Source organism: Streptomyces sp. NPDC003042 (assembly GCF_053591315.1).
Map to the genome: position 1 here is coordinate 1 of NZ_JBSFTP010000003.1, position 23,987 is coordinate 23,987.

A 23,987-nucleotide genomic window follows, 5' to 3' on the forward strand; every position below is an offset into this window, starting at 1 on the left:
ATCTCCGGGTCGAGCGCCGAGGTCGGCTCGTCGAACAGCATGACCTTCGGGTCCATCGCCAGCGCGCGGGCGATCGCCACGCGCTGCTGCTGGCCTCCCGAGAGCTGTGCCGGGTACTTGTCGGCCTGCGAGCCGACGCCCACCCGGTCCAGCAGCGACTTCGCCTTCTCCAGGGCGGCGGCCTGGTCCGCCTTGCGGACCTTGAGCTGGCCCAGCATGACGTTCTGGAGCACCGTCTTGTGCGCGAAGAGGTTGAACGACTGGAAGACCATGCCCACGTCGGCGCGCAGCCGGGCGAGTTCCTTGCCCTCGGCCGGCAGCGGCTTCCCGTCGAGCGTGATGGTGCCCGAGTCGATCGTCTCCAGGCGGTTGATGGTCCGGCACAGCGTGGACTTGCCCGATCCCGAGGGACCGATCACCACGACGACCTCACCGCGGGCAATGCTCAGATCGATGTCCTGAAGCACGTGCAGCGCGCCGAAGTGCTTGTTGACGTTGCTCAGTACGACCAGGCCGTCCGCGGCACCGGCCGCGTCCTGCACGTCCTTGGTCACTGATACTCCGCTCATCGGCCTCTTGCTCCGTCCTCCGTCGGTTGGGAGGACAGTAGTGACGAGATGCGCACATCGTCACCACATCTGAGGGAGAATTGAGGATAACGATCCGGCCTCATCCGGATACCCTCCGTGCGCGGGCCGTCGGCGCCTTCCGTTGTACTCGTACCGGGTGCATAACGGAAGCCGCGCAGGGCCGAAACCCTCTTGACGTGGGCCTGCGCATCGGCATGGATGCAGGGTGGCCATCTGGCAGGGTGTGCCATCCGTACGGAAACCCGCGAGGACGAAGAGGAGAGGGGGCCGACCGTGAGACTGCTGCTCGTCGAGGACGACGACCACGTCGCCGCCGCCCTGTCCGCGATCCTCGCCCGGCACGGCTTCCAGGTCACCCACGCCCGCAGCGGCGAGGAGGCCCTCCAGGCGCTGCTGCCCGCCGGAGCCCCGCCCTGCGTTTCTCCCTACGGGGTGATCTTGCTCGACCTCGGCCTGCCCGACCAGGACGGCTACGAGGTCTGCGGCAAGATCCGCAAGCGCACCGCCACGCCCGTGATCATGGTGACCGCGCGGGCCGACGTACGCTCGCGCATCCACGGCCTGAACATGGGCGCCGACGACTACGTGGTCAAGCCCTACGACACCGGCGAACTCCTCGCCCGCATCCACGCCGTCGCCCGGCGCACCGGCGCCTCCGAGGAGGCCGCCGCCACCGGGACCGGATCGCCTGCCCTGGTCCGCCTCGGCCCGGTCGGCATCGAACTGCCCACCCGCCGGGTCAGCGTCAACGGCCTGGACGTACCGCTCACCCGCAAGGAATTCGATCTGCTGGCCCTGCTCGCGCAGCGCCCCGGCGTCGTCTTCCGCCGCGAGCAGATCATCAGCGAGGTCTGGCGCACCAGCTGGGAAGGCACCGGGCGCACCCTCGAAGTACACGTGGCCTCGCTGCGTTCCAAGCTCGGCCTGCCCGCCCTCATCGAGACCGTCCGCGGGGTGGGCTACCGGCTCGTCACCCCGCCCGCGCCCTAGCGGACCCGCCGTGCGCGCCCGGCTGCTCCCCCTCCTCGTCGTCCTCATGGCGGGCGTGCTGCTCGCGCTCGGCATCCCGCTCGCGGTCAGCCTGGCCGCCGGACAGCAGCAGCGGGTGGTGGTCGACCGGATCGACGACAGCGCCCGCTTCGCCGCCCTCGCCCAGTTCGTCGTCGACGCCGAGGGATCCGGCTCCACCGGCGCCGACGAACGCCGCGACACCCTCCAGCTCGAACTCGCCCGCTACCAGGAGACGTACGGCATCCGCGTCGGCATCTTCTACCGCGACGACAACGCCATGGTCCGCGCTCCCGGATGGTGGCAGCTTCCCGAGTCCGGGCCGGACCGCCTGGCCTTCGCGGAGGCCCTGGCCGGGCGGCGCAGTCACGACCCCGCGCAGGTGTGGCCGTGGCAGACCGACGGCCGACTGCTCGTCGCCTCCCCGGTCGTGCTCGACGGGGACGTCGTCGCCGTCGTCGCCACCGAATCACCCACCGACCTCATGCGCGGCCGCATCCTGAAGGGCTGGCTCTACACCGCGGCCGGGCTCGCCGCGGCCATGCTGGTCGCCTTCGGTGCCGCCCTGCGGCTCACCAGCTGGGTCCTGAAACCCGTACGGACCCTGGACGCGGCCGCCCACGGCATCGCGACCGGGCGGATGAACTCGCGCGTCGCGGCCGCCGGCGGGCCGCCGGAACTCAGACGCCTGGCCCGCTCGTTCAACGAGATGGCCGACAACGTCGAAGAGGTACTGGAGCAGCAGCGGGCGTTCGTCGCGGACGCCTCCCACCAGCTGCGCAACCCGCTCGCCGCGCTGCTCCTGCGCATCGAACTGCTCGCCCTCGAACTGCCCGAGGGAAACGAGGAGATCGCTTCCGTGCGCACCGAGGGCAAGCGCCTGGCCCGGGTCCTGGACGACCTGCTGGACCTGGCGCTGGCCGAGCACGCCTCCGCCGAGATCAGCCTCACCGACATCGGGGCGCTCACCGCCGAACGCGTCGCCGCGTGGCGCCCGTACGCCGAGGAGAAGGGCGTACGGATCACCGAGACGGGCCGGGCCGCCGTCACCGGCTGGGCCGACCCGATCGCCCTGTCCAGCGCGCTCGACGCCGTCATCGACAACGCGCTGAAGTTCACGCCCGCCGGGGAGGAGGTCGAGGTCTCGGTGTCCGCGGCCGGGCGCAGCGCGCTCGTCGTCGTCGCCGACCGGGGTCCCGGCCTCACCGAAGAGGAACTGCTGCGCGTCGGCGACCGCTTCTGGCGCAGCGGCCGGCACCAGAACATCAAGGGCTCCGGGCTCGGCCTGTCCATCTCCCGCGCGCTGCTCGCCGCGGGGGGCGGGTCGATCTCCTACGAGACCAACCCGCCGCACGGGCTGCGGGTGACCGTGTCCGTGCCGCGCACCGACCCGAAGAGCCCGTGAACCCCTGAATCCCTGAACTTCTGAACTCCTGAACTTTGATCTCCTGAGCTCCGGAGTTCCTACCAGGCGAACGTGGTGCGGGCGGGGGCGGAGACGGCGTAGACCTCGTCCACGGCCCGCAGCTCGAAGGCGGCCGCCGTCTCCTGCCGGCCGGCGCGGGTGACGGCGGGCAGGTGGAGGGCGGTGCCGCAGGTGCCGCCGAGGAAGCGGCGGGCGCCGTCCGGGAGGAGGCGGTACAACTCGTAGTGCCGGACGGGCCCGGGAGCCCGGTCCCACGAGAGGCGGAGCTCGGCCGTGCCGCTGTCGTGCCGGGCCGAGGCGTCGACCTTCAGGCGGGCGGGCGGGGCAGGGCGCCGCTGGTGGGCGGTGTCGCGTATCGTCACGGCGCCGAGCCGCCAGGACACCGGCGTCTTCCCGCGCGCGGTGATCCGTACGGCCAGTGCGTACGCGGTCCTGCCGGCCAGCGGGGCGAGGGGGACGCGGGTGGTCCGCCAGCCGTGGCCGGCAGCGGTGCTCGTGGACCGGGAGTGCGCCTTCAGCCAGGTGTACGGGACCGCCTCGCCGGGGGCGGCCGCCTCGCGGGTGGCGATCCCGAACTCGACGCTCACCGGGCTAGCGCCGGTGGAGTGGACGAGTTCGGCCACGGTGGAGCGGGTGAGGGGGAGCCGGGTGGCGTGCAGGGCGACCGTGGTGGGGGCGGTGAGGGCGCCCGCGACGAGGAGGCTGGAGCCGCCGCGCCAGGCGTCCGCGAAGTCCAGGGTGACGGAGGGGCGTTCGCCGTCGGTGTCCACGACCCAGCGGCGACCGGGCAGGCGATCCTGCAATGCGAGATGGTTCCATGCACTGTCACCTGTGACATTGCCATTTTCAAACCACCATTGTCCGTGCCCGGTGTTGAAGGAGCAGGCGAACGGCAGCCCCGTGACGGTCGACCGGTCGGCGACGGCCGTGGCGGGAGCCCGCCAGGCGGACTCGGGCGCGGGCCGGGACGGGTCCAGGGACTCGCCCGTCCAGAACCGGTCGTCGGCGCGGTGGAAGGCGCCGGGGGAGCGGTCCGTGAGGTGGCCCAGGGTCCACTCGGGCCGGTAGAAGCCGTAGCTGACGACATGGTCGCGTGCGCGCGGGATGATCGCGTCCCAGCGGACCGCGGAGTCCCAGCCCCTGGACTCCACGTCCACGCCCGCCCACAGCTCGTGGCGCTCGCGCCCGATCCGCTGTGCGAGAGCGCCGGAGTCGGCCAGCGTCCGAGGCGTCCAGCGGAAGTCCACGAACATCGTGTCCGCGACCTTCCCGGCCCGGTCCTCGAAGAACTCCTGGTTCAGCTCGTTCAGGGCGCCCTGCCAGCCGACCCTGCCGGTGGCGTTCATGGCGTCGTACCAGGTGATGCGCAGGCCGTACGGGTCGCCCGCCGCCCGCAGGGCGCGCAGGAACTCCCGCATGCGCGCCGCCAGTCCACTGTCCGCGCCGTCCGTCTCGGCATTGACGAACCAGCCGTCGAAGCCGTACGTCCGCGCCACCTCGACGAGCTTGTCCGCGATCGGGAAGCGGCCGAGGGCGTCGCGCTGGACCAGGTCGCGCGTCCACTGGAGGTCGCCGCCGTAGGGGACGGGCGGCAGGAACACGTTGCCCAGCACCCGCACGCCGTTGCGGTGCGCGGCGTCGACCACGGGTGCGTTCGGCGCGAGCACGATGCCCTCGCCGGAGGAGCCGCCCCAGAAGACCAGTTCGTCGATGTACGCCCAGTGCGTGAGCGCGTAGTAATCGGCGGTCGGCGAGCCCTGGGAGGGGTTCCGCGCGGTGGGACCGAAGGAGACGAGCGAGGCGATCCGCGCCTGCCCGCTGCGGGCGTCCCGGTTCGGCGGCACGGGGGTGAAGCGCGGCGCGAGGGGCACGGTCGCGGTGTTGTACGCGAGGTCCGGGTCGCTCTCGGGGGTCCACTGTTTGAGCGAGCGCCATACGATCCCGGGGCCCGGGGCGCCCTTCGGCAGCGAGTCCGGGAACCAGTAGGAGGCGTACGGCGCCAGGCCGGCGGGGGTCTGCGGGCCGGGCCGGGGCGCGGCGGCGGCGTGGGCCGGGGCGGGTGCGCCCAGCAGGGCGGCGGCTCCGGCCCCGGCGGCCAGCACCGCGCGCCGGGTCGGCCGTAGGGAGGGGGACTGCGTACGAGGATCGACGCCGTTGCCGGTCTCGGACATGCGGGGCTCCTCACGAGGGGATGTCAGGTGACGTCGTGCACGCGCAGCACCTCGGTGATGCCGCGCGCGGACAGGTGGGCCCGGTCCTCGGCGTGCTCGGCCAGGACCACCGCCGGGCGCACCCCCCGGGCCGTCAGCGCGGCCCACGCTTCGAAGAAGACGCCGCCCGGGGCGCACACCGACCGGCGCGGGGCTTCCCGCGCCCCGCCGACGTCCACGGCGAGCGCGGTCGACCGTACGGCAGGACGGTGCGGGCGGCCCCGCCAGGCCTCGGCGATCCGGGCGATGGCGGCGCCGGCGGGCTTGGTCCGGCGGTCGTTGGTGAGCAGGCCCAGGCCGTATTCCAACTCCGGGAAGTCCGCGAGCTGCCGGGACACGTCGTGGGAGCACCACCAGGTGATGCCCCACAGGCCGGGGCAGTCCAGGGCGCCCGCGACGGTGGCCTCGGTGAACCGCGCGGCGTGCTCGGGCCGGATCAGCGGCGCGGGAGCCCCGACCTCCTGGAGCCACACCGGGCGGTGCGGGTCCAGTGCCCAGGCCTTGGACAGCTCGATCAGGTAGGCGGCGTGGTGCTCGGTGGCGGTGCCGGTTGAACCGTGACGTTGCACTGTGCCGTTGAACACCCAGGAGTGCACGGCGGTCGCCGCGCCCAGCCGGGCCGCCTGCGCCACGGTGAAGGGGTGACCGTCCTGGTACCAGGCGGCGTCGTACTCGGCATGCAGGTGGAACCGGCCCGGGGCGCCCTCCTCGCAGGCCGCGAGCATCCGCTCCAGCCAGCGGGAAGCCTGCTCCCGCGTGATCCGGTCGGGGTCGGGGTGCGGGGAGTCGGAGAACTGGTTGATCTCGTTGCCGACGGTCATGCCCAGGAAGTTCGGCCGGTCGGCGAGGGCGCCGGCCAGCGTGCGCAGGTACTCCTCCTGCCCGGCCACCACGTCCGGGTCGGTGAAGATGTTGCGCCGGTGCCAGGTCCTCGTCCAGGCGGGCAGGAAATCGAAGCTCGACAAGTGCCCTTGCAGTCCGTCGACGTTGACGTCGAGCCCGCGCTCGGCGGCCGCGTCGGCGAGCGCGACGAGCTGTTCGACGGCGCGCGGCCGGATCAGGGTGCGGTTCGGCTGGAAAACCGGCCACAGCGCGAACACCCGGACGTGGTCCAGCCCGAGCGCGGCGATCGAATCGAGATCGGCCCTGACCTCGTCGAGGTCGAAGTCCAGCCAGTGGTGGAACCAGCCCCGGGCAGGGGTGTAATTCACGCCGAAGCGCAGTTCGTCGCGCATAGGGGTTCCTGGAGTTCTGAGGAATTCACCGGGTGCCCACAACCTGCCGGGTTCCATGGGGCGAGTCAATACGGCCTCAGGGTGGGGACTTAAGCGCTTCAGTCCCGTTGACAGACGGGCAGGACGCGCCTCAAGCTGGGTAAGCTAATGCGCTTTAGTCACCTCGCCGCAATGGATTCGCGCAAGGACCGTGCAGAAATGGGAAGCGCATTCCGGACGCGGCCGGCGCGGTTCGGCGTATGGTCCGCCCATCGCAGTCCGCGCACCGAGGGATGAGGCAGGCATGGCCCGCAGACCCACCATCAAGGACATCGCCCGCCAGGCCGGGGTCTCGGAGAGCGCCGTCTCCTTCGCGCTCAACGACCGCCCGGGCGTGTCCGACACCACCCGCGCCCGGATCCGCCGGGTCGCCGAAGAGCTCGGCTGGCAGCCCAACAGCGCCGCCCGCGCACTGTCCGGCGAACGCTCCGGCGCGGTCGGCCTGGTCCTCGCCCGCCCCGCGCACACCCTCGGCGTCGAGTCCTTCTTCCTCCAGCTCGTCTCCGGCATCCAAGAGGTGCTCTCGGCCGACCGGACCGCCCTGCTGTTCCAAGTGGTCGAGGACATCGACGCCGAATGCGCGCTCTACCGCCGCTGGTGGGCCGAACGGCGCGTGGACGGCGTCCTCGTCGTCGACCCCCGCACGCACGACCCGCGCCCCGCCCTGCTCGCCCAGCTCGCCCTGCCCGCCGTCATGATCGGCGGCACCGGAGAGCCCGGCGTGTCCTCGGTGTGGGCCGACGACGCCCGCGCCATGACCGAGGTCCTGGACCACCTCCACGCGCTGGGCCACCGCCGGATCACCCACATCGCGGGCCTGCCCGGCCTCGCCCACACCGCGCGCCGCATCGCGTCCCTGCGCGCCGAAGCGGCGCGGCTCGGCCTCGACCCCGCCCAGGTGCGCTCGGTGCCCACCGACTACTCCGACACCGAGGGCGCGGCGGCCACCCGCCGGGTCCTCGCCGAGCCCGAGCCGCCCACCGCGCTCGTCTACGACAACGACGTGATGGCGGTGGCGGGCAGCGCGGTCGCCGCCGAGCTGGGCATCCCCGTACCGGCCCGGCTGTCCGTCGTGGCCTGGGACGACTCGGCCCTGTGCCGGGTCACCCACCCCCGGCTGACCGCCCTGGTCCGTGACACCGCCGGATTCGGCCGGCTCGCCGCCGAGGAGCTCCTCGCCGTCCTCGCCGGAGGCCCGCCGCGGGCCCGGGAGAGCGAACTGCCCCGGCTGGAACCCCGCGAGAGTACGGCTCCGCCGTCGGCCGCATACTGAAATCCGACCCCTGCCAGGAGCGCCACCGTGACGAGTCCCACCTCAGCCTTCCCCGTGCCGCGCACCGTCGCCGCGGTCACCGGCCCGACCGTGGCGATCGACATCGGCGGCACGAAGATCGCCGGCGCGCTGGTCCACCCCGACGGCACGATGACCGCCACGACCCGCCGTCCGACCCCGCGCGGGACGGACGCGGACGCGGTGATGGCGGCGGTCGGCGAGGTCGTCGCGGAGCTGTCCGAAGCGCCCTTGTGGCCGCAGGCCGTCCGCTGCGGCATCGGCAGCGCGGGCCCCGTGGACACCTCGCGGGGCACGGTGAGCCCGGTCAACATCGCGGCCTGGCGCGACTTCCCCGTCCAGGCCCGCGTCGCCGCCGAACTCAGCGCCCGCGGCGCCCGCATCCCCACCGTCCTGGCGGGCGACGGCGTGGCGATGACGGCGGCGGAACACTGGCTCGGCGCGGCCCGCGGCCACGCGAACGCGCTGTGCATGGTGGTCTCCACCGGCGTCGGCGGCGGCCTGATCCTGGACAACCGGCTCCACCCGGGCCCCACCGGCAACGCGGGTCACATCGGCCACATCAGCGTCGCCTTCGACGGCGAACCGTGCGTCTGCGGCGGCCGAGGCTGCGTCGAGTCCCTCGCCTCGGGCACCGCCATCGCCCGCTGGGCCCGCGCCCAGGGCTGGACCGGCCCCGACCCCTCGGCCGCGGGCGTCGCCGCCTCCGCCGCGAAGGGCGACCCGGTCGCGCTGGCCGCCTTCGACCGCGCGGGCCGCGCCCTCGCCGCCGCCATCGCGGCCACCGCCACGCTCGTCGAGACCGACATCGCGGTCATCGGCGGCGGCGTCGCCGCCTCGGGGGACACCCTCTTCGAGCCGATCCGGCGGCACCTGGCCTCGTACGCCACCCTGTCCTTCGTCCAGGACCTCCAGGTGGTCCCCGCCACCCTCGGCACCCACGCGGGACTGATCGGCGCGGCCGCCGCCGCGATGATGCTGCTCCCCGGTCAAGCCCCTACGGCTTGACCGACCGGTAGTACCGCCGGGCCCCTTCGTGCAGGGGCAAGGGGTCGGTGTAGATCGCCGTCCGCAGGTCCACCAGCTGCGCCGCGTGCACCTCGTGCCCGATCCGGTCCCGGCTGAGGATCACCGTCCGCGTGAACCGCTCCGTCAGCTCCGCCCCGGTGTCCTCCCGCGTCACCAGCAGGTTCGGCACCGCCACCGTCGCCACCGCCGAGGTGTTGCGGGCCCGCGCGTACGCGTCCTGCGGCATCACCGCCGCCCGGTAGTACCGCGCCGGACTCCCGCCGGCCTGGAGCGGCTCCACCAGGTCACCCAGCTGCACGAGGCGGATCTCGAACCGCTCCGACAGCTCCCGCACCGCGTTCGTCGGCAGCCCGCCCGACCAGAAGAAGGCGTCGATCCGTCCCGCCTCCAGCTCGGCCGGCATGGTGTCGATGCCGATCGCCACCGGGGTGATGTCGCGCGCCGGGTTCAGCTTGGCCGCCGTCAGCAGCCGCTCGGAGATCAGCCGCACGCCGGAGCCGTTCTGGCCGACCGCGACGCGTTTGCCGCGCAGGTCCCGCGCCGACTGCACCGGGGACCCGGCGGGCACCACCAGCTGCACGTAGTCGTCGTAGAGGCGCGCACACCCGCGCAGCCGCGTCGCACCGGGCTTCCCGTCGATGCGGTACTCGGCGACCGCGTCCGCCGTCGCCACCGTGAAGTCGGCCTCGCCGTCGGCCACCCGCTGGAGGTTCTGCTGCGAGCCCTCACTGGTCTCCAGCCGGACCCGCACGCCGGGCATGTCGCGCGCGAGCGCCTGCTCCAGCAGCTGCCCGTAGCGGTGGTAGACGCCGGTGCGGACGCCCGTGCTGAAGGTGAGATCGCCCTTCAGCTCCGGCTCCCCGAAGGGCCTCAGCCACCACACCAGCGCCGCGAGGACGGCCAGTACGGCGACCAGCCCCCGCAGGAGGTGGCGCCTGCTGAGGTGGGGAGGTGCGAGGGGCATGGCGGCGATCCTGCCACCCCGCCCGCCGTCCTGTCACGAACGGGCGACGGCACCGGCGGCCCGGCGCGGGGCCTTACCCTTGTCGGGTGAGTGTTGAGGGCGAGGCGACTGTGAAAACGTACGAGGTGCGCACCTACGGGTGCCAGATGAACGTGCACGACTCCGAGCGGCTCTCCGGTCTGCTGGAGGGCGCGGGCTACACGCGTGCGCCCGAAGGCTCGGACGGTGACGCCGACGTCGTCGTGTTCAACACCTGCGCCGTCCGCGAGAACGCCGACAACAAGCTGTACGGCAACCTCGGGCGGCTCGCCCCGATGAAGACCAAGCGCCCGGGCATGCAGATCGCCGTCGGCGGCTGCCTCGCGCAGAAGGACCGCGACACGATCGTCAAGCGGGCTCCCTGGGTCGACGTCGTCTTCGGCACGCACAACATCGGCAAGCTGCCCGTGCTGCTGGAGCGCGCCCGCGTCCAGCAGGAGGCTCAGATCGAGATCGCCGAGTCGCTGGAGGCCTTCCCCTCCACGCTTCCGACCCGCCGCGAGTCCGCGTACGCCGCCTGGGTCTCGATCTCCGTCGGCTGCAACAACACCTGCACCTTCTGCATCGTTCCGGCGCTGCGCGGCAAGGAGGAGGACCGCCGTCCCGGCGACATCCTCGCCGAGGTGGAGGCCCTGGTCGCGGAGGGCGTCTCGGAGATCACGCTGCTCGGCCAGAACGTGAACGCGTACGGCTCCGACCTGGGCGACCGCGAGGCGTTCAGCAAGCTGCTGCGCGCCTGCGGGCAGATCGAGGGTCTGGAGCGGGTCCGCTTCACCTCGCCGCACCCGCGCGATTTCACCGATGACGTGATCGCGGCCATGGCCGAGACGCCAAATGTGATGCCGCAACTTCACATGCCACTGCAATCCGGCTCCGACCCGATCCTCAAGGCGATGCGCCGCTCGTACCGGCAGGAGCGTTTCCTCGGCATCATCGAGAAGGTCCGCGCCGCGATCCCGCACGCCGCGATCTCCACCGACATCATCGTGGGCTTCCCCGGTGAGACGGAGGAGGACTTCCAGCAGACGATGCACACCGTGCGTGAGGCCCGCTTCGCCAACGCCTTCACCTTCCAGTACTCCAAGCGCCCCGGTACCCCGGCCGCCGAGATGGACGGGCAGATCCCCAAGGAAGTCGTCCAGGAGCGCTACATGCGCCTGGTCGCCCTCCAGGAGGAGATCTCCTGGGAGGAGAACAAGAAGCAGGTCGGCCGCACCCTGGAGGTCATGGTCGCGGAGGGCGAGGGCCGCAAGGACGGCGCCACCCTGCGCCTGTCCGGCCGCGCCCCCGACAACCGCCTGGTCCACTTCACCAAGCCGGAGGCGGAGGTCCGCCCCGGCGACGTGGTCACTGTGGACATCACCTACGCCGCCCCGCACCACCTGCTGGCCGAGGGCCCGACCCTGACCGTACGCCGCACCCGCGCCGGCGACGCCTGGGAGAAGCGCAACGCCGCCCCGGCCCAGCCTGCGGGCGTACTGCTCGGCATCCCCACCCTGGGCGTCCCGGCCCCGCTGCCGGTCGCCACCTCGGGCTGCGCGGCCCCCCAGGGCTGATCCCCGGATCCCCGGCGGGCCGGGGGTCGAACGGGGCGGTGCCCGCCCGGGACCGGCCGCCCGGCCCCGCCCGCCCGGGACCGCGTTAGGCTGCGGATCATGCTCGTATCCGCCGCCGTGTGTCCGTGTCCGCCGCTGCTCGTGCCGCAGGTCGCGGCCGGGGCCGCCGATGAACTGCGGGACGCCCGAACCGCCTGCTCCGACGCCCTGGCCGTGCTCGCCGCGTCCCGGCCCGACCTGCTGGTCGTCGTCGGACCGGCCGAGGACGGCGCGGTGTATCCGCAGGGTGCGGCGGGCTCCTTCGCCGGATTCGGCGTGGACCTCTCCGTACGCCTGGGCTCCGGTGAGGCCGATGGCCCCCGGCTGCCGTCCTCCCTCGCCGTGGCGGCCTGGCTGCTGGCCCGGGTGGGCTGGTCCGCCGCACCGGTCGAGGGCCTGGCCGTCGCCGTGGATCTCGAACCGGACCTGTGCCGAGCCACCGGGGAGGAGCTCGCGGGTCGCGCCGACCGGGTCGCGCTGCTCGTGATGGGTGACGGCAGCGCCTGCCGGAGCGTCAAGGCCCCCGGCTACTTCGACGAGCGGGCCGCCGCCTTCGACGCGTCCGTCGCCCGCGCTCTGGGGAGCGCCGACACGGCCGCGCTCGCGGCGCTGGACGACCGGCTCGCACACGAACTCCAGGCCGCCGGGCGCGCCCCCTGGCGGGTCCTCGCCGGCGCCGCCGGGAGCGCGGGCCTCGACGGACGGCTGCTGTACGAGGACGCCCCGTACGGGGTCGGATACTTCGTGGCCGCCTGGTCCTGACACGGAGCACCCGGCACCGACGAGCGCCGGACGCGAGCGCCGGACACGAGAAAGGGGACGTGGGATCGGCTGATCCCACGCCCCCTTCCGGGACCGTGTCAGGCCGCCGGCGGCGTCGGCCCGCCGGGAGTGTCCTTGTGCGCGATCTTGCCCAGGGCGTCCTTCGCCTTGCCCGCACCGCTCGTGATCCGGCCGCTGTACTTGCCCTTGGTCTTGGAGTCCGCGACCTTGGCCACCTTGTCCAGACCTTCGCGGATCTTGCCCTCGTGCTGCTGCGCGAGGTCTCCGACTTTGTCCTTCGCCGGAGCGAGCTTGGCCTTCAGAGTGTCCAGCAGGCCCATGGGTCACCTTCCATCGGGAATGGCTCCTACGTACGGGCGCCCTCGCCGGCCTCGCTGTCCGCGACGACCTCCGCCGACTGCTGCTTCGGGATCTCCACGGCTTCCGCCGTCGGAGTCCCGGCCGCCGCCTCGGCCTCCTCGGCCTGTGGGGCCGAATCGGTCTGCGCCTCCAGCGTCTCCGCCGGGGCGGCCTCGGCCGCGACCGTCGTCTCGGTCGCTACCTCGTCCTTACGGCCAAAAAACCGATCAAAAACGCCCATGTCCAACTCCCATAACGTTACTCGTGCGAGTGAAGTTCCGCCTTGGCCGGACCGGCCTCCACCAGGTGCACGCCAGGCGTACGCCGGGCCGGAACCTCTTGAAGGCAACGACCCCGCCCCCACCCCGTCACGTAACTCGATCGGGTACATGCCGTGGGGTTTGCGAGACTGTGTCAGTGAGGAATCCAGCCCCCGCCCCGCGGGTCATCGCCGTCGTCGGTCCCACCGCGGCCGGAAAGTCCGACTTGGGCGTAGCCCTGGCCCGCCATTTCGACGGCGAAGTCGTCAACGCGGACTCCATGCAGCTGTACCGGGGGATGGACATCGGCACCGCCAAACTGACGCCCGAGGAACGCGGCGGCGTCCCGCACCACCTCCTCGACGTCTGGGACGTCACCGAGACCGCCAGCGTCGCCGAGTACCAGCGCCTCGCCCGCGCCGAGATCGACAAGTTGCTCGCCGAGGGCCGCACCCCCGTCCTCGTCGGCGGATCCGGCCTGTACGTCCGCGGCGCCCTGGATGCCATGGAGTTCCCCGGCACCGATCCCGAGGTGCGGGCCCGGCTGGAGGAGGAGGTCACCCTGCGCGGCCCCGGCGCCCTCCACGCCCGTCTCGCCGCCGCCGACCCGGCAGCCGCCGCCGCGATCCTGCCCAGCAACGGCCGCCGCATCGTCCGGGCGCTGGAGGTCATCGAGATCACCGGACGGCCCTTCACCGCCAACCTGCCCGGCCACGAGTCCGTCTACGACACCGTCCAGATCGGCGTCGACGTGGGCAGGCCCGAACTCGACGAGCGGATCGCGCTGCGGGTGGACCGCATGTGGGAGGCCGGGCTGGTGGACGAGGTCCGCACCCTGGAGGCCCAGGGGTTGCGTGACGGCGTCACCGCTTCCCGCGCGCTCGGTTACCAGCAGGTACTGGCCGCGCTCGCCGGGGAGTGCACCGAGGAGGAGGCCAGGGCCGAGACGGTGCGCGCGACCAAGCGGTTCGCCCGTCGGCAGGACTCGTGGTTCCGCCGTGACCCCCGCGTCCACTGGCTCAGCGGAGCAGCCGCCGACCGTGCGGAACTCCCGGGACTTGCGCAGTCGTTGGTCGAACGAGCGGTTACAGCCTGATCACGTGATGGCATCGGGACGCCCCGTGCGCCCGCCCGGAGCCCGGGTCCGTGCCATCATCAAACTTCTGAACAGTGGCGTACGAAGTCCGAGTGGGGAGGGCGCGTGGCTATGGAGGCCGGCCCTCGTGACACCGGGCGGGACGACACCAGGCAGGAAGCGGACCCGATGCTTCACAGCGGGCCGGTCCGGCCTGGTGAGCCCGCCGGAGCGGACGCGCCGGGTGTGCCGGACGGCCCCGACGGACTCGGGCTGCCCGCCGACCCCGCGCGGCTGACCCCCGACGGCCCCGACACGCCGGAGACCGGCGCCGAGGCCGCCACGGGTCCCGAGTTCGAGGTCGAGCTGCGCCCCCAGCGCCGCCTGCGCATCTGGCAGATCGCCCCCATCGTGATGCTGGCCGCCGCCGGGTCCCTGATGTTCGCCTTCCCGCTCGCCTTCGAGTTCGGCGACGGTGGAGCCGTGGTCGCCATGCTCGGCTTCCTCATCAGCTCCTGCGCGGGCGGCTGGGGCATGATGGCCGCCCGGCGCGTGGGCTACTCCTGGCCCGGTCTCCCGCCGCGCGGGAGCGGCCGCCGCCCCGACTGGCGGATCGCCGGGCTGTACGCGCTGGTCGCGCTGGTCGTCGTAGCGCTCGCGGTGTACCGGGTGGCGCGGCTCCGCTGAAGCCCCCCGTCGCAGGCCTACGCGGTTCCGATCCCGCCGGTCGCCGCCGGCGCCCGCTCGGTACCATGGGCGCGTGACGCACACCGCCCTCTCCTTCCTCAAGGGTCACGGGACCGAGAACGACTTCGTGATCGTCCCGGACCCGGACAACGCCATCGACCTGCCCGCGTCCGCCGTCGCCGTACTGTGCGACCGGCGGGCCGGCATCGGGGCCGACGGCGTGCTGCACGCGGTGCGGTCCGCCGCCCACCCCGAGGCGGCGCACCTGGCCGACGAGGCCGAGTGGTTCATGGACTACCGCAACAGCGACGGCTCCATCGCCGAAATGTGCGGCAACGGCGTGCGCGTCTTCGCGCGCTACCTCCAGTACGCCGGCCATGTCGAGCCCGGCGACCTCGCCGTCGCCACCCGCGGCGGCGTCAAGCGGGTCCACCTCGACAAAGCGGGAAACGTCACCGTCTCCATGGGCCGCGCCGCACTCCCCGAGGGGGAGGTCACCGTCTCCGTCGGCGAGCACACCTGGCCCGCGCGGAACGTGAACATGGGGAACCCGCACGCGGTGGCGTTCGTTGAAAGCCTCGACCAGGCAGGCGACCTGCTGAGCCCCCCGCCGTTCAGCCCCGCCTCCGCCTACCCGACGGGGGTCAATGTCGAGTTCGTCGTCGACCGCGGCCCCCGGCACGTCGCCATGCGCGTCCACGAACGCGGCTCCGGCGAGACGCGCTCCTGCGGCACCGGCGCCTGCGCCGTCGCCGTGGCCGCCATCCGCCGCGACGGCGCTGACCCGGCCGTGACCGGCGAGCCGGTCACGTACACCGTCGACCTGCCCGGCGGAACCCTGGTCATCACCGAACACCCGGACGGCCGGATCGACATGACCGGACCGGCCGTGATCGTGGCCACAGGCACATTCGAGCCCACCTGGCTCACCGAAACGGCTTTCGCCTGAAGATTCCCTCTCATGGGTGATCCGTTTCACGCTGTGCGAGAGGCGGACTGCGCCACGTGGTGGGGTCGGTAACATCAGGCACCGGCCCTGAGGGCTCACCGTATGCCCGCCACCGCCGGTCGAAGCCGCCGGAGGTGCCCATGAGTGCAGAGGCCACGAACCCCGAAGCCCATGCCGAAGTGCGCCCTGAGCTGCGCAGACGGGCCCGGACCCGGCTCGATCTGCGGCGGCTCGGGCGGGCGGCCCTGCTGGGGCCCACGTCCCGCGACCGGCTCCCGGACGCCATCGGACACGTAGCAGAAGCGCACCGCGCCCACCATCCGGACGCCGACCTGTCCATCCTGCGGCGGGCCTACCTCCTCGCGGAGACCTCGCACCGCGGCCAGATGCGCAAGAGCGGCGAGCCGTACATCACCCACCCGCTCGCCGTGACCCTGATCCTCGCCGAACTGGGCGCCGAGACCACCACTCTGACGGCATCTCTGCTCCACGACACCGTCGAGGACACGGAGGTGACCCTCGATCAGGTCCGCGAGGAGTTCGGCGAAGAAGTCTGCTTCATCGTCGACGGAGTCACCAAGGTCGAGAAGATCGACTACGGCGCCGCGGCCGAGCCCGAGACCTTCCGCAAGATGCTCGTCGCCACCGGCAACGACGTCCGCGTGATGTCCATCAAACTCGCCGACCGGCTGCACAACATGCGCACCCTCGGCGTCATGCGCCCCGAGAAACAGGCCCGCATCGCCAAGGTCACCCGCGATGTCCTGATCCCGCTCGCCGAACGGCTCGGCGTACAGGCCCTGAAGACCGAGCTGGAAGACCTCGTCTTCGCGATCCTGCACCCCGAGGAGTACGAGCACACGCGCGCGCTCATCGCCGCCCACGCGGAGAACGACCCCCTCCCCGCCATCGCCGACTCCGTACGCGCCGTCCTGCGCGACTCCGGCATCGCCGCCGAAGTGCAGGTACGGCCACGGCACTTCGTCTCCGTCCACCGGATCGCCCTGGGGCGCGGCGAGCTGCGCGGCTCCGACTTCGGCCGCATCCTCGTCCTCGTCGCGGAGAACGCCGACTGCTACGGGGTGCTCGGCGAGCTGCACACCTGCTTCACGCCGGTCATCTCGGAGTTCAAGGACTTCATCGCCGCCCCCAAGTTCAACCTCTACCAATCGCTGCACACCGCCGTCGCCACCCCTGAGGGGTACGTCGCCGAAGTCATCGTCCGGACGCGTCAGATGCACCGGGTGGCGGAGGCCGGGGTCGTCGCGCTCGGCAATCCGTACACCACTGGGACGGGGGCGGGGGCAGGGGCCGGGGACAGCGCCGACAGCGACGAGGAGCGGGTGGACCCCACCCGGCCCGGCTGGCTGTCCCGGCTGCTCGACTGGCAGCAGTCCGCGCCCGACCCCGACACCTTCTGGACCGTCCTGCGAGCCGAGCTGGCCGAGGACCGGGAGATCACCGTGTTCCGCGAGGACGGCGGCGCCTCCGGCACCATCAGCCTCCCGGCCGGGGCCAGCTGTATCGACGCCGCCTACGCGCAGCACGGCGAGGCGGCCCACGGCTGTATCGGCGCCCGCGTCAACGGGCGCCTCACCTCGCTCTCGTCCCCGCTCTCCGACGGGGACACCGTGCAGCTGCTGCTCGCGCACGACGCCTCCTCGGGGCCGGCCGCCGACTGGCTGGAGCACGCGCGGACCCCGGCCGCCCGGATCGCCATCAGCAGCTGGCTCCAAGCCCACCCGGACGGGGCGGGGCCGGCCACCGCGGCGCCCCGTGCGCCGCTGTCCGTGGTCGGGGCGCGGGGCGGCGGGGGCAATGCCGTCACCGATCTGCCGGACGCCACCGTGCGGCTCGCCGGCTGCTGCACGCCCGTGCCGCCGGACGCCGTCGCCGGGTTCGTCGTACGGGGCGGGGTCGTCACCGTGCACCGCGTCCACTGTCCGGCCGTGGCCCAGATGCGATCGGTGGGCCGTACCTCGGTCGCCGTGCACTGGCGCGCCACGGCAGATTGCAGGGTGACATTGCTCGCCGAATCGTTCGGGCGCCCGCATCTGCTGGCCGACCTGACCGAGGCGATCGCGCGGGAGGGCGTCGAGGTGGTCTCCGCCACCGTGGAGCCGCCGGTCGAGCAGCGCGTCCGGCACAGCTACACGCTTCAGCTGCCCGACGCGACGGGGCTGCCGGCCCTGATGCGGGCGATGCGGGACGTGCCGGGCGTGTACGACGTCAGCCGGGTCTAGTGCCCACGACCACTGACCAGGACTTCGGACTCACTCGTCCGGCCGGGGGTGGAGGCTGTCCCCCTGGTCCGAGCACCTCGTTCGGGTGGCCTCGTCGCGCGCCGCGCGCGAGCGGGAGGCAGGCGCTGGTAAGCGGTGGTGGATGCAGCTCACCTCCCCGCGCCTGCGCGCCGCCCTGCTGGCCGCGGCCTCACTGACCCTCGTCGCCGCCGTGCTGCCCCCGCCGGAGCCGCTGGGCATCGGCGACCGGTTGTTCCCGGACCTCGGCAATCCCGGGTACGACGTCCTCGCGTACGACCTGTCCTTCACGTACAAGGACAACCGCAGCCCGCTCGACGCGGTCACCGTCATCCAGGCCCGCAGTATGGAGCGGCTGGAGCGGATCAATCTGGACTTCACCCACGGGACGGTGGCCTCCGCCGAGGTCAACGGGCAGCCCGCGCGCGTCGAGAGCGCCGGGGAGGATCTGGTCCTGACTCCCGCGCGCCCGGTGGCGGCGAGCATGCCGTTGCACATCACAGTGCGACACACCAGCGATCCGCGCGGCCGCGGCGACGGCGGCTGGGTGACCACCGAGGACGGCCTGGCCATGGCCAACCAGGCCGACGCCGCCCACCGCGTCTTCCCCTGCAACGACCACCCCGCCGACAAGGCGTTCTTCACCTTCAGGATCACCGCCCCGGCCGGATTCACGGCCGTCACCAACGGCGTGCCGAGCGCCCTCCCCGCCGGCCTGGCCGGAGGGGCGACGCGGTGGACGTACCGGACCCTGCACCCGATGGCCACCGAGCTGGCCCAGGTCTCGGTCGGCCGCTCCGCCGTTGTCCACCGCACCGGGCCGCACGGCCTGCCGCTGCGCGACGTGGTGCCCGCCGCGGACCGGGAGCGGCTGGAGCCCTGGCTGAAGAAGACCGCCGGGCACATCGAGTGGATGGAGCAGCGGGTCGGCCGCTACCCCTTCGAGAACTACGGGGTGCTCATCGCGCGCGCCAAAACGGGCTTCGAGCTGGAGACGCAGACCCTCTCGCTCTTCGAGCACGGCCTGTTCACGGGGGAGGGCTACCCCGAGTGGTACGTGGAGGCCGTCATGGTCCACGAGCTCGCCCACCAGTGGTTCGGCGACAGCGTGACCCCGCGGAGCTGGTCCGACCTGTGGCTCAGCGAAGGACACGCGACCTGGTACGAGGCGCTGTACGCGGACGGGCTCGGGAAGTACCCCCTGGAGCGGCGCATGCGCGAGGCCTACCAGCGCTCCGACCAGTGGCGGGCGGCGGGCGGACCCCCGGCAGCGCCCAAGGCGGCGGCTCCGGGCGAGAAGATCGGGCTGTTCAGGCCGGTGGTCTACGACGGGGCCGCGCTGATCCTCTACGCGCTGCGGCAGGAGATCGGCGCCGCGGCCTTCGACCGCGTCCAGCGGCGGTGGGTCGCGGAGCACCGGGACTCGGTCGCCGGCACGGCGGACTTCGTACGGCTGGCCTCCCAGGAGGCCGGACGGGACCTCGGGCCCTTCCTGGAGCCGTGGCTCTACGGCAGCACGACCCCGCCGATGCCGGGGCACCCGGAGTGGGGCGGCAAGGTCGCAGCCGTGAAGCCGGCCGGGAAGCCGGTCGGGAAAACGGTATGACGGGCGGGGAACGGGCATGTCACCATCGACAAGGCCGTTCGGGGAATCACCGCACGGGGTGACGCGTTACACCTGACAGTGTGATGTGACACGCGGCGGTACCTTTGGCCGCTCACGCATTCGAATCGACGTAAGGATCCAATGACCTCCTCTTCTTCCCCTTCCCAGGACCCGCGTGACGCGCAGAACGTGCGCGACTCGCAGAGCTTCACCGAGAGCCTTCGGGCCGATGCCCTGATGGAAGAGGACGTCGCCTGGAGCCACGAGATCGACGGAGACCGGGACGGCGACCAGCTCGACCGCTCCGAGCGCGCGGCCCTTCGCCGCGTGGCCGGTCTCTCCACCGAACTCGAAGACGTCACCGAGGTCGAGTACCGGCAGCTCCGCCTGGAGCGCGTCGTACTCGTCGGTGTCTGGACCTCCGGCACGGTGAACGACGCCGAGAACTCCCTCGCGGAGCTCGCCGCCCTCGCCGAGACGGCAGGTGCCCTCGTACTCGACGGTGTGATGCAGCGTCGCGACAAGCCCGACCCGGCGACCTTCATCGGTTCCGGCAAGGCCCGCGAACTGCGCGACATCGTTCTGGAGAGCGGCGCCGACACCGTCGTCTGCGACGGCGAGCTCAGCCCCGGCCAGCTCATCGCCCTCGAGGACGTCGTCAAGGTCAAGGTCGTCGACCGGACCGCCCTCATCCTCGACATCTTCGCCCAGCACGCCAAGTCCCGAGAGGGCAAGGCTCAGGTCGCGCTCGCACAGATGCAGTACATGCTGCCGCGCCTGCGCGGCTGGGGTGCCTCGCTGTCCCGGCAGATGGGTGGCGGCGGCGGTGGCGGCATGGCCACGCGAGGCCCCGGTGAGACCAAGATCGAGACCGACCGGCGCCGCATCCGCGAGAAGATGGCGAAGATGCGCCGGGAGATCGCGGACATGAAGACCGGCCGCGACATCAAGCGGCAGGAACGACGCCGCAACAAGGTGCCCTCGGTCGCCATCGCCGGCTACACCAACGCGGGCAAGTCCTCGCTGCTCAACCGCCTCACGGGCGCGGGCGTCCTGGTGGAGAACTCGCTGTTCGCCACCCTCGACCCGACCGTCCGCCGCGCTGAGACCCCGTCCGGCCGGGTGTACACCCTGGCCGACACGGTCGGCTTCGTCCGGCACCTGCCCCACCACCTCGTCGAGGCGTTCCGCTCCACGATGGAGGAGGTCGGCGACTCCGACCTCATCCTGCACATCGTGGACGGCTCGCACCCGGCGCCGGAGGAGCAGCTGGCGGCGGTGCGCGAGGTGATCCGCGAGGTCGGCGCGGTGGACGTGCCCGAGATCGTCGTGATCAACAAGGCGGACGCGGCGGATCCGCTCGTACTGCAGCGGCTGTTGCGCATCGAGCGGCACTCCATCGCCGTCTCGGCCCGCACCGGGCTGGGCATCGAGGAACTCCTCGCGCTCATCGACACCGAGCTGCCGCGGCCCGAGGTCGAGGTGGAGGCCCTGGTGCCGTACACCCGCGGCTCGCTCATCGCCAAGGCGCACGCCGAGGGCGAGGTCATCTCCGAGGAGCACACCCCGGAGGGCACCCTGCTCAAGGCCCGGGTCCACCAGGAACTGGCGGCGGACCTGGCGCCGTACGTGCCCGCCAAGCGGTAGGCACACGGCAGACCACGTACGAGGAAGGGCCCCCCGCGATCGCGGGGGGCCCTTCCTCGTACGTCCTCGGCGACGGTCCTCGGCGCGCTCGCGCGCCCTCAGGACCGCCCTACTTGTACTTGCCGCTCACGGCGTCGAAGATGCCCTTGGCCTCCGGGCCGAGCCGCGGTCCGGCGAGCCAGCCCGCCTTGGCCGGGCCGATCGAGGTGTTCGACACCAGCGCCGGCTTGCCGTCGGCGCCCGCCGCGACCCAGCCGCCACCGGAGGAGCCGCCGGTCATCGTGCAGCCGATGCGGTACATCACCGGGTCGGCCGCGTTCAGCGACAGACGGCCGGCCTTGTCCGTGCACTGGAACGCCTTCTGGCCGTCGAAGGGAGCCGCCGCCGGGTAACCCGTCGCCGTGATGCTCGCGACCTTCGGCACCGCCGGAGCCGCGAACTCCACCGGGAGCGCCGTACCGACCGTCTCCTCCAGCGACTTGCCGCTGCCCTTCTCCGGGGTCACGTGCAGCACCGCGAAGTCGTATGGAGCGCCCGCGCCGCCGGTCGGGCCGCCCGTCGCGATCCACTGGTCCGAGGTCTGAGCCCAGTCGCTCCACCACACGCCGTACGGGGCCACCTGCTCGCGCGGCGCGCCCTTGAGCGCGGCCGCCGGCTTGCCGGCGTTGTTGTAGGAGGGGACGAAGGCGATGTTGCGGTACCAGCCGCCGGACTTGCCCGCGTGCACGCAGTGGCCGGCCGTCCAGACCATGTTGGACTTGCCCGGGTGCGCGGGGTCCTTCACCACGGTCGCCGAGCAGACCATCGAGCCCTCGGGTCCGTCGAAGAAGACCTTGCCGGACGCCGGAACGCTCGAGTGGTAGGGCGCGGTCGCCGCCTTGGCCGTCACGGGCGCCGGGGTGGGATCGGTGACGCCCTGGTCCTTGCCGGTGTCCGGGTCGACGACCGGGCGCTGCGGCTGCTCCGCGTCACGCATCCGGTCCGGGTCCCAAAGGCCCTCGATGATCGGGTTGATGTAGTCGCCCGCCTCGCGGAGCCAGTCCTCCTGCTTCCAGTTCTTCCACGCACCCCCCTTCCACTTCTCCAGGTCGAAGCCGTGCTCCTTGAGCTTGGCCTTGAGCTCGTCCGGGATCTTGATCTCGCCGGCGGCGCCGGTCGGAAGGCTCACGGCCACGGTCGGCTTGGCGTCGCCGCCGGCCTCACCGTCGCCGGGTCCGCACGCCGTGGCGGTCAGCGCGAGCGCGGCCGCGCACAGAATCGCGGTGACCGGTCGGTTCGGTCGCATGTCGTAAGTCCCCCTGGTGATTCGAGGCGTTGGTGTGGTGTCGCTGCGGTGTTGACGCGGGTGGTGCGGGTGGTGCGGGTGTTGCTCGGGGTGGAGTGCAGCACCCCACTATGCCGCCGCCGTTGAGGACGGCGGTGCCCGGGTCCACGGTTCCTGCCCTTCGGCCCTCTCGGACAAGGATCTTCGGCCGACCCGTGATCCGGTGCCGTCACCGTCGTTGGTACGTACGGGGGACGGGGCAGCAGCGTCCATGTTCGAGACGCAGTCCGGAAGAGAAATCCGCGCGGGAGGACCGACAGACGTGGCCTTGACCGAGCCGGCCGCAACCGCGGCGCCGATTCCGCAGCAGGGAGGCAGGGGACCCGTCGCGGCCGAGGGCATCCTGCGCAGGCAGGCGCTACGGGAGTCCGCCGCCCGTACGTACGCTCGCTCGCTGCCCATCGTTCCGGTGCGCGCCCGGGGGCTGACCATCGAGGGGGCGGACGGGCGGCGCTACCTCGACTGCCTCTCCGGCGCCGGCACCCTCGCCCTCGGACACAACCATCCGGTCGTCCTCGAAGCCATCCGGGGAGTCCTCGACTCGGGGGCCCCGCTGCACGTCCTCGACCTGGCCACCCCCGTCAAAGACGCCTTCACCACCGAGCTGTTCGCGAACCTGCCCGCCGGGCTGGCCGCCGACGCCCGCATCCAGTTCTGCGGGCCCGCCGGGACGGACGCCGTCGAGGCCGCGCTGAAACTGGTCCGCACCGCCACCGGGCGCGCCGGGCTGCTCGCCTTCACCGGGGCCTACCACGGTATGACCGCCGGAGCCCTGGACGCCTCGGGCGGCGCCACCGACGTACGCGTGACCCGGCTGCCGTACCCGCAGGACTTCCGCTGCCCGTTCGGCGTCGGCGGCCGGGAAGGGGCCGAACTCGCCGCCCGCTGGACGGAAAACCTGCTGGACGACCCCAAGGGCGGGGTCTCCACGCCCGCCGGCATGATCGTCGAACCCGTCCAGGGAGAGGGCGGGGTCCTCCCGGCTCCTGACGGCTGGCTGCGGCGCATGCGGGAGATCACCGCCGCCCGGGGGATCCCGCTCATCGCGGACGAGGTCCAGACGGGGGTGGGCCGCACCGGCGCCTTCTGGGGCGTCGACCACGCCGGGGTGGTCCCGGACGTCATGGTCCTGTCGAAGGCCATCGGCGGCAGCCTGCCGCTCGCCGTGATCGTGTACCGCGCCGAACTGGACGTCTGGGCCCCCGGCGCCCATGCGGGAACCTTCCGTGGCAACCAGCTCGCCATGGCCGCGGGCACCGCCACCCTGGCCTACGTCCGCCGCAACAACCTCGCCGAGCGCGCGGCCGTCCTCGGCGGGCGGATGCTGGCGGCCCTCCACGGTCTGGCCGCCGACCAACCCCGCGTCGGAGACGTCCGGGGCCGGGGCCTGATGATCGGCGTCGAACTCGTGGACCCGGAAACCGGCTGCGCCGCCCCCGACTTCGCCGCCGCCGTCCGCCAGGAGTGCCTGGACCGCGGCCTGATCGTCGAACTCGGTGGCCGCCACTCCAGCGTCGTCCGGCTGCTGCCCCCGCTGACCCTGACCGACGAGCAGGCCACAGCTGTCCTGGACCGGCTGGCCGACGCCCTCCCCGCCGCCGTCCGCCGGCTCCACTGACCCGCACGCGAA

Annotated in this window: 20 protein-coding genes; 13 read left to right on the plus strand and 7 right to left on the minus strand. The window is 72.6% G+C overall.

Annotated elements, in window-relative coordinates; all coding sequences use genetic code 11:
- A partial coding sequence (locus ACWDYJ_RS02450) for an amino acid ABC transporter ATP-binding protein (RefSeq protein ID WP_451563586.1) occupies positions 1–569 on the minus strand: 569 nt, incomplete at its 3' end.
- A 294-nt stretch (positions 570–863) separates the two neighbouring features.
- Here ACWDYJ_RS02450 and ACWDYJ_RS02455 point away from each other — a divergent pair.
- On the plus strand, positions 864–1,580 hold the full coding sequence (locus tag ACWDYJ_RS02455) for a response regulator transcription factor (RefSeq protein ID WP_451563587.1): 717 nt from the start codon (positions 864–866) through the stop codon (positions 1,578–1,580).
- A gap of 10 nt (positions 1,581–1,590) precedes the next feature.
- Entirely contained in the window at positions 1,591–3,003 is a 1,413-nt protein-coding gene (locus ACWDYJ_RS02460) for an ATP-binding protein (RefSeq protein ID WP_451563588.1), read from the plus strand.
- Between the two features lie 59 nt (positions 3,004–3,062).
- Here ACWDYJ_RS02460 and ACWDYJ_RS02465 read toward each other — a convergent pair whose 3' ends face one another.
- Positions 3,063–5,195, minus strand: a complete 2,133-nt coding sequence (locus tag ACWDYJ_RS02465; RefSeq protein WP_451563589.1) for an endo-beta-N-acetylglucosaminidase — start codon at positions 5,193–5,195, stop codon at positions 3,063–3,065.
- A gap of 23 nt (positions 5,196–5,218) precedes the next feature.
- Positions 5,219–6,469, minus strand: a complete 1,251-nt coding sequence (locus tag ACWDYJ_RS02470; RefSeq protein ID WP_451563590.1) for a glycoside hydrolase 5 family protein — start codon at positions 6,467–6,469, stop codon at positions 5,219–5,221.
- Positions 6,470–6,752: 283 nt separating this feature from the next.
- Here ACWDYJ_RS02470 and ACWDYJ_RS02475 point away from each other — a divergent pair, with 283 nt between their 5' ends.
- Positions 6,753–7,781, plus strand: coding sequence for a LacI family DNA-binding transcriptional regulator (locus ACWDYJ_RS02475; RefSeq protein ID WP_451563591.1), 1,029 nt, complete (start codon positions 6,753–6,755; stop codon positions 7,779–7,781).
- A 27-nt stretch (positions 7,782–7,808) separates the two neighbouring features.
- A complete protein-coding gene (locus ACWDYJ_RS02480) occupies positions 7,809–8,807 on the plus strand; it encodes an ROK family protein (RefSeq protein ID WP_451563592.1) in 999 nt (332 codons plus the stop codon).
- On the opposite strand, the gene ACWDYJ_RS02485 is transcribed toward ACWDYJ_RS02480, so the two are convergent.
- On the minus strand, positions 8,797–9,792 hold the full coding sequence (locus ACWDYJ_RS02485) for a TAXI family TRAP transporter solute-binding subunit (RefSeq protein WP_451563593.1): 996 nt from the start codon (positions 9,790–9,792) through the stop codon (positions 8,797–8,799). The genes ACWDYJ_RS02480 and ACWDYJ_RS02485 overlap by 11 nt on opposite strands.
- Positions 9,793–9,878: 86 nt before the next feature.
- On the opposite strand from ACWDYJ_RS02485, the gene miaB reads away from it, so the two are divergent.
- Together miaB and ACWDYJ_RS02495 are read left to right on the plus strand one after the other, a co-directional pair.
- Positions 9,879–11,387 carry a tRNA (N6-isopentenyl adenosine(37)-C2)-methylthiotransferase MiaB gene (miaB, locus tag ACWDYJ_RS02490; protein ID WP_451563594.1) on the plus strand — a complete coding sequence of 503 codons (1,509 nt, stop codon included), beginning with the start codon at positions 9,879–9,881 and terminating at the stop codon, positions 11,385–11,387.
- Positions 11,388–11,486: 99 nt separating this feature from the next.
- Positions 11,487–12,188 (plus strand): class III extradiol dioxygenase subunit B-like domain-containing protein, encoded by a 702-nt coding sequence (locus ACWDYJ_RS02495; protein WP_451563595.1) that lies wholly within the window; start codon positions 11,487–11,489, stop codon positions 12,186–12,188.
- A 98-nt stretch (positions 12,189–12,286) separates the two neighbouring features.
- On the opposite strand, the gene ACWDYJ_RS02500 is transcribed toward ACWDYJ_RS02495, so the two are convergent.
- Positions 12,287–12,529 (minus strand): antitoxin, encoded by a 243-nt coding sequence (locus ACWDYJ_RS02500; RefSeq protein WP_451563596.1) that lies wholly within the window; start codon positions 12,527–12,529, stop codon positions 12,287–12,289.
- Between the two features lie 26 nt (positions 12,530–12,555).
- Positions 12,556–12,789 carry a hypothetical protein gene (locus ACWDYJ_RS02505; protein ID WP_451563597.1) on the minus strand — a complete coding sequence of 78 codons (234 nt, stop codon included), beginning with the start codon at positions 12,787–12,789 and terminating at the stop codon, positions 12,556–12,558.
- Between the two features lie 176 nt (positions 12,790–12,965).
- On the opposite strand from ACWDYJ_RS02505, the gene miaA reads away from it, so the two are divergent.
- The 6 genes from miaA to hflX all read left to right on the plus strand — a co-directional run bounded on the left by miaA (position 12,966) and on the right by hflX (position 21,033).
- Positions 12,966–13,904 (plus strand): tRNA (adenosine(37)-N6)-dimethylallyltransferase MiaA, encoded by a 939-nt coding sequence (miaA, locus tag ACWDYJ_RS02510; protein WP_451563598.1) that lies wholly within the window; start codon positions 12,966–12,968, stop codon positions 13,902–13,904.
- A gap of 111 nt (positions 13,905–14,015) precedes the next feature.
- Positions 14,016–14,570, plus strand: a complete 555-nt coding sequence (locus ACWDYJ_RS02515; protein ID WP_451563744.1) for a hypothetical protein — start codon at positions 14,016–14,018, stop codon at positions 14,568–14,570.
- A gap of 73 nt (positions 14,571–14,643) precedes the next feature.
- The gene (gene dapF, locus ACWDYJ_RS02520; protein WP_451563599.1) at positions 14,644–15,519 is read left to right on the plus strand and encodes a diaminopimelate epimerase; all 876 of its coding nucleotides are present in this window, start codon (positions 14,644–14,646) and stop codon (positions 15,517–15,519) included.
- Between the two features lie 140 nt (positions 15,520–15,659).
- Entirely contained in the window at positions 15,660–17,762 is a 2,103-nt protein-coding gene (locus tag ACWDYJ_RS02525; RefSeq protein WP_451563600.1) for a RelA/SpoT family protein, read from the plus strand.
- A gap of 142 nt (positions 17,763–17,904) precedes the next feature.
- Positions 17,905–19,386: a M1 family metallopeptidase gene (locus tag ACWDYJ_RS02530; protein ID WP_451563601.1), complete on the plus strand. Its 1,482-nt coding sequence runs from the start codon at positions 17,905–17,907 to the stop codon at positions 19,384–19,386.
- Positions 19,387–19,527: 141 nt separating this feature from the next.
- Positions 19,528–21,033: a GTPase HflX gene (gene hflX / locus ACWDYJ_RS02535; RefSeq protein WP_451563602.1), complete on the plus strand. Its 1,506-nt coding sequence runs from the start codon at positions 19,528–19,530 to the stop codon at positions 21,031–21,033.
- Positions 21,034–21,142: 109 nt separating this feature from the next.
- Here hflX and ACWDYJ_RS02540 read toward each other — a convergent pair whose 3' ends face one another.
- A complete protein-coding gene (locus ACWDYJ_RS02540; protein ID WP_451563603.1) occupies positions 21,143–22,318 on the minus strand; it encodes a trypsin-like serine peptidase in 1,176 nt (391 codons plus the stop codon).
- Positions 22,319–22,619: 301 nt separating this feature from the next.
- Here ACWDYJ_RS02540 and ACWDYJ_RS02545 point away from each other — a divergent pair, with 301 nt between their 5' ends.
- Positions 22,620–23,975, plus strand: coding sequence for a diaminobutyrate--2-oxoglutarate transaminase family protein (locus tag ACWDYJ_RS02545; RefSeq protein ID WP_451563604.1), 1,356 nt, complete (start codon positions 22,620–22,622; stop codon positions 23,973–23,975).
- Positions 23,976–23,987 lie beyond the last annotated feature (12 nt).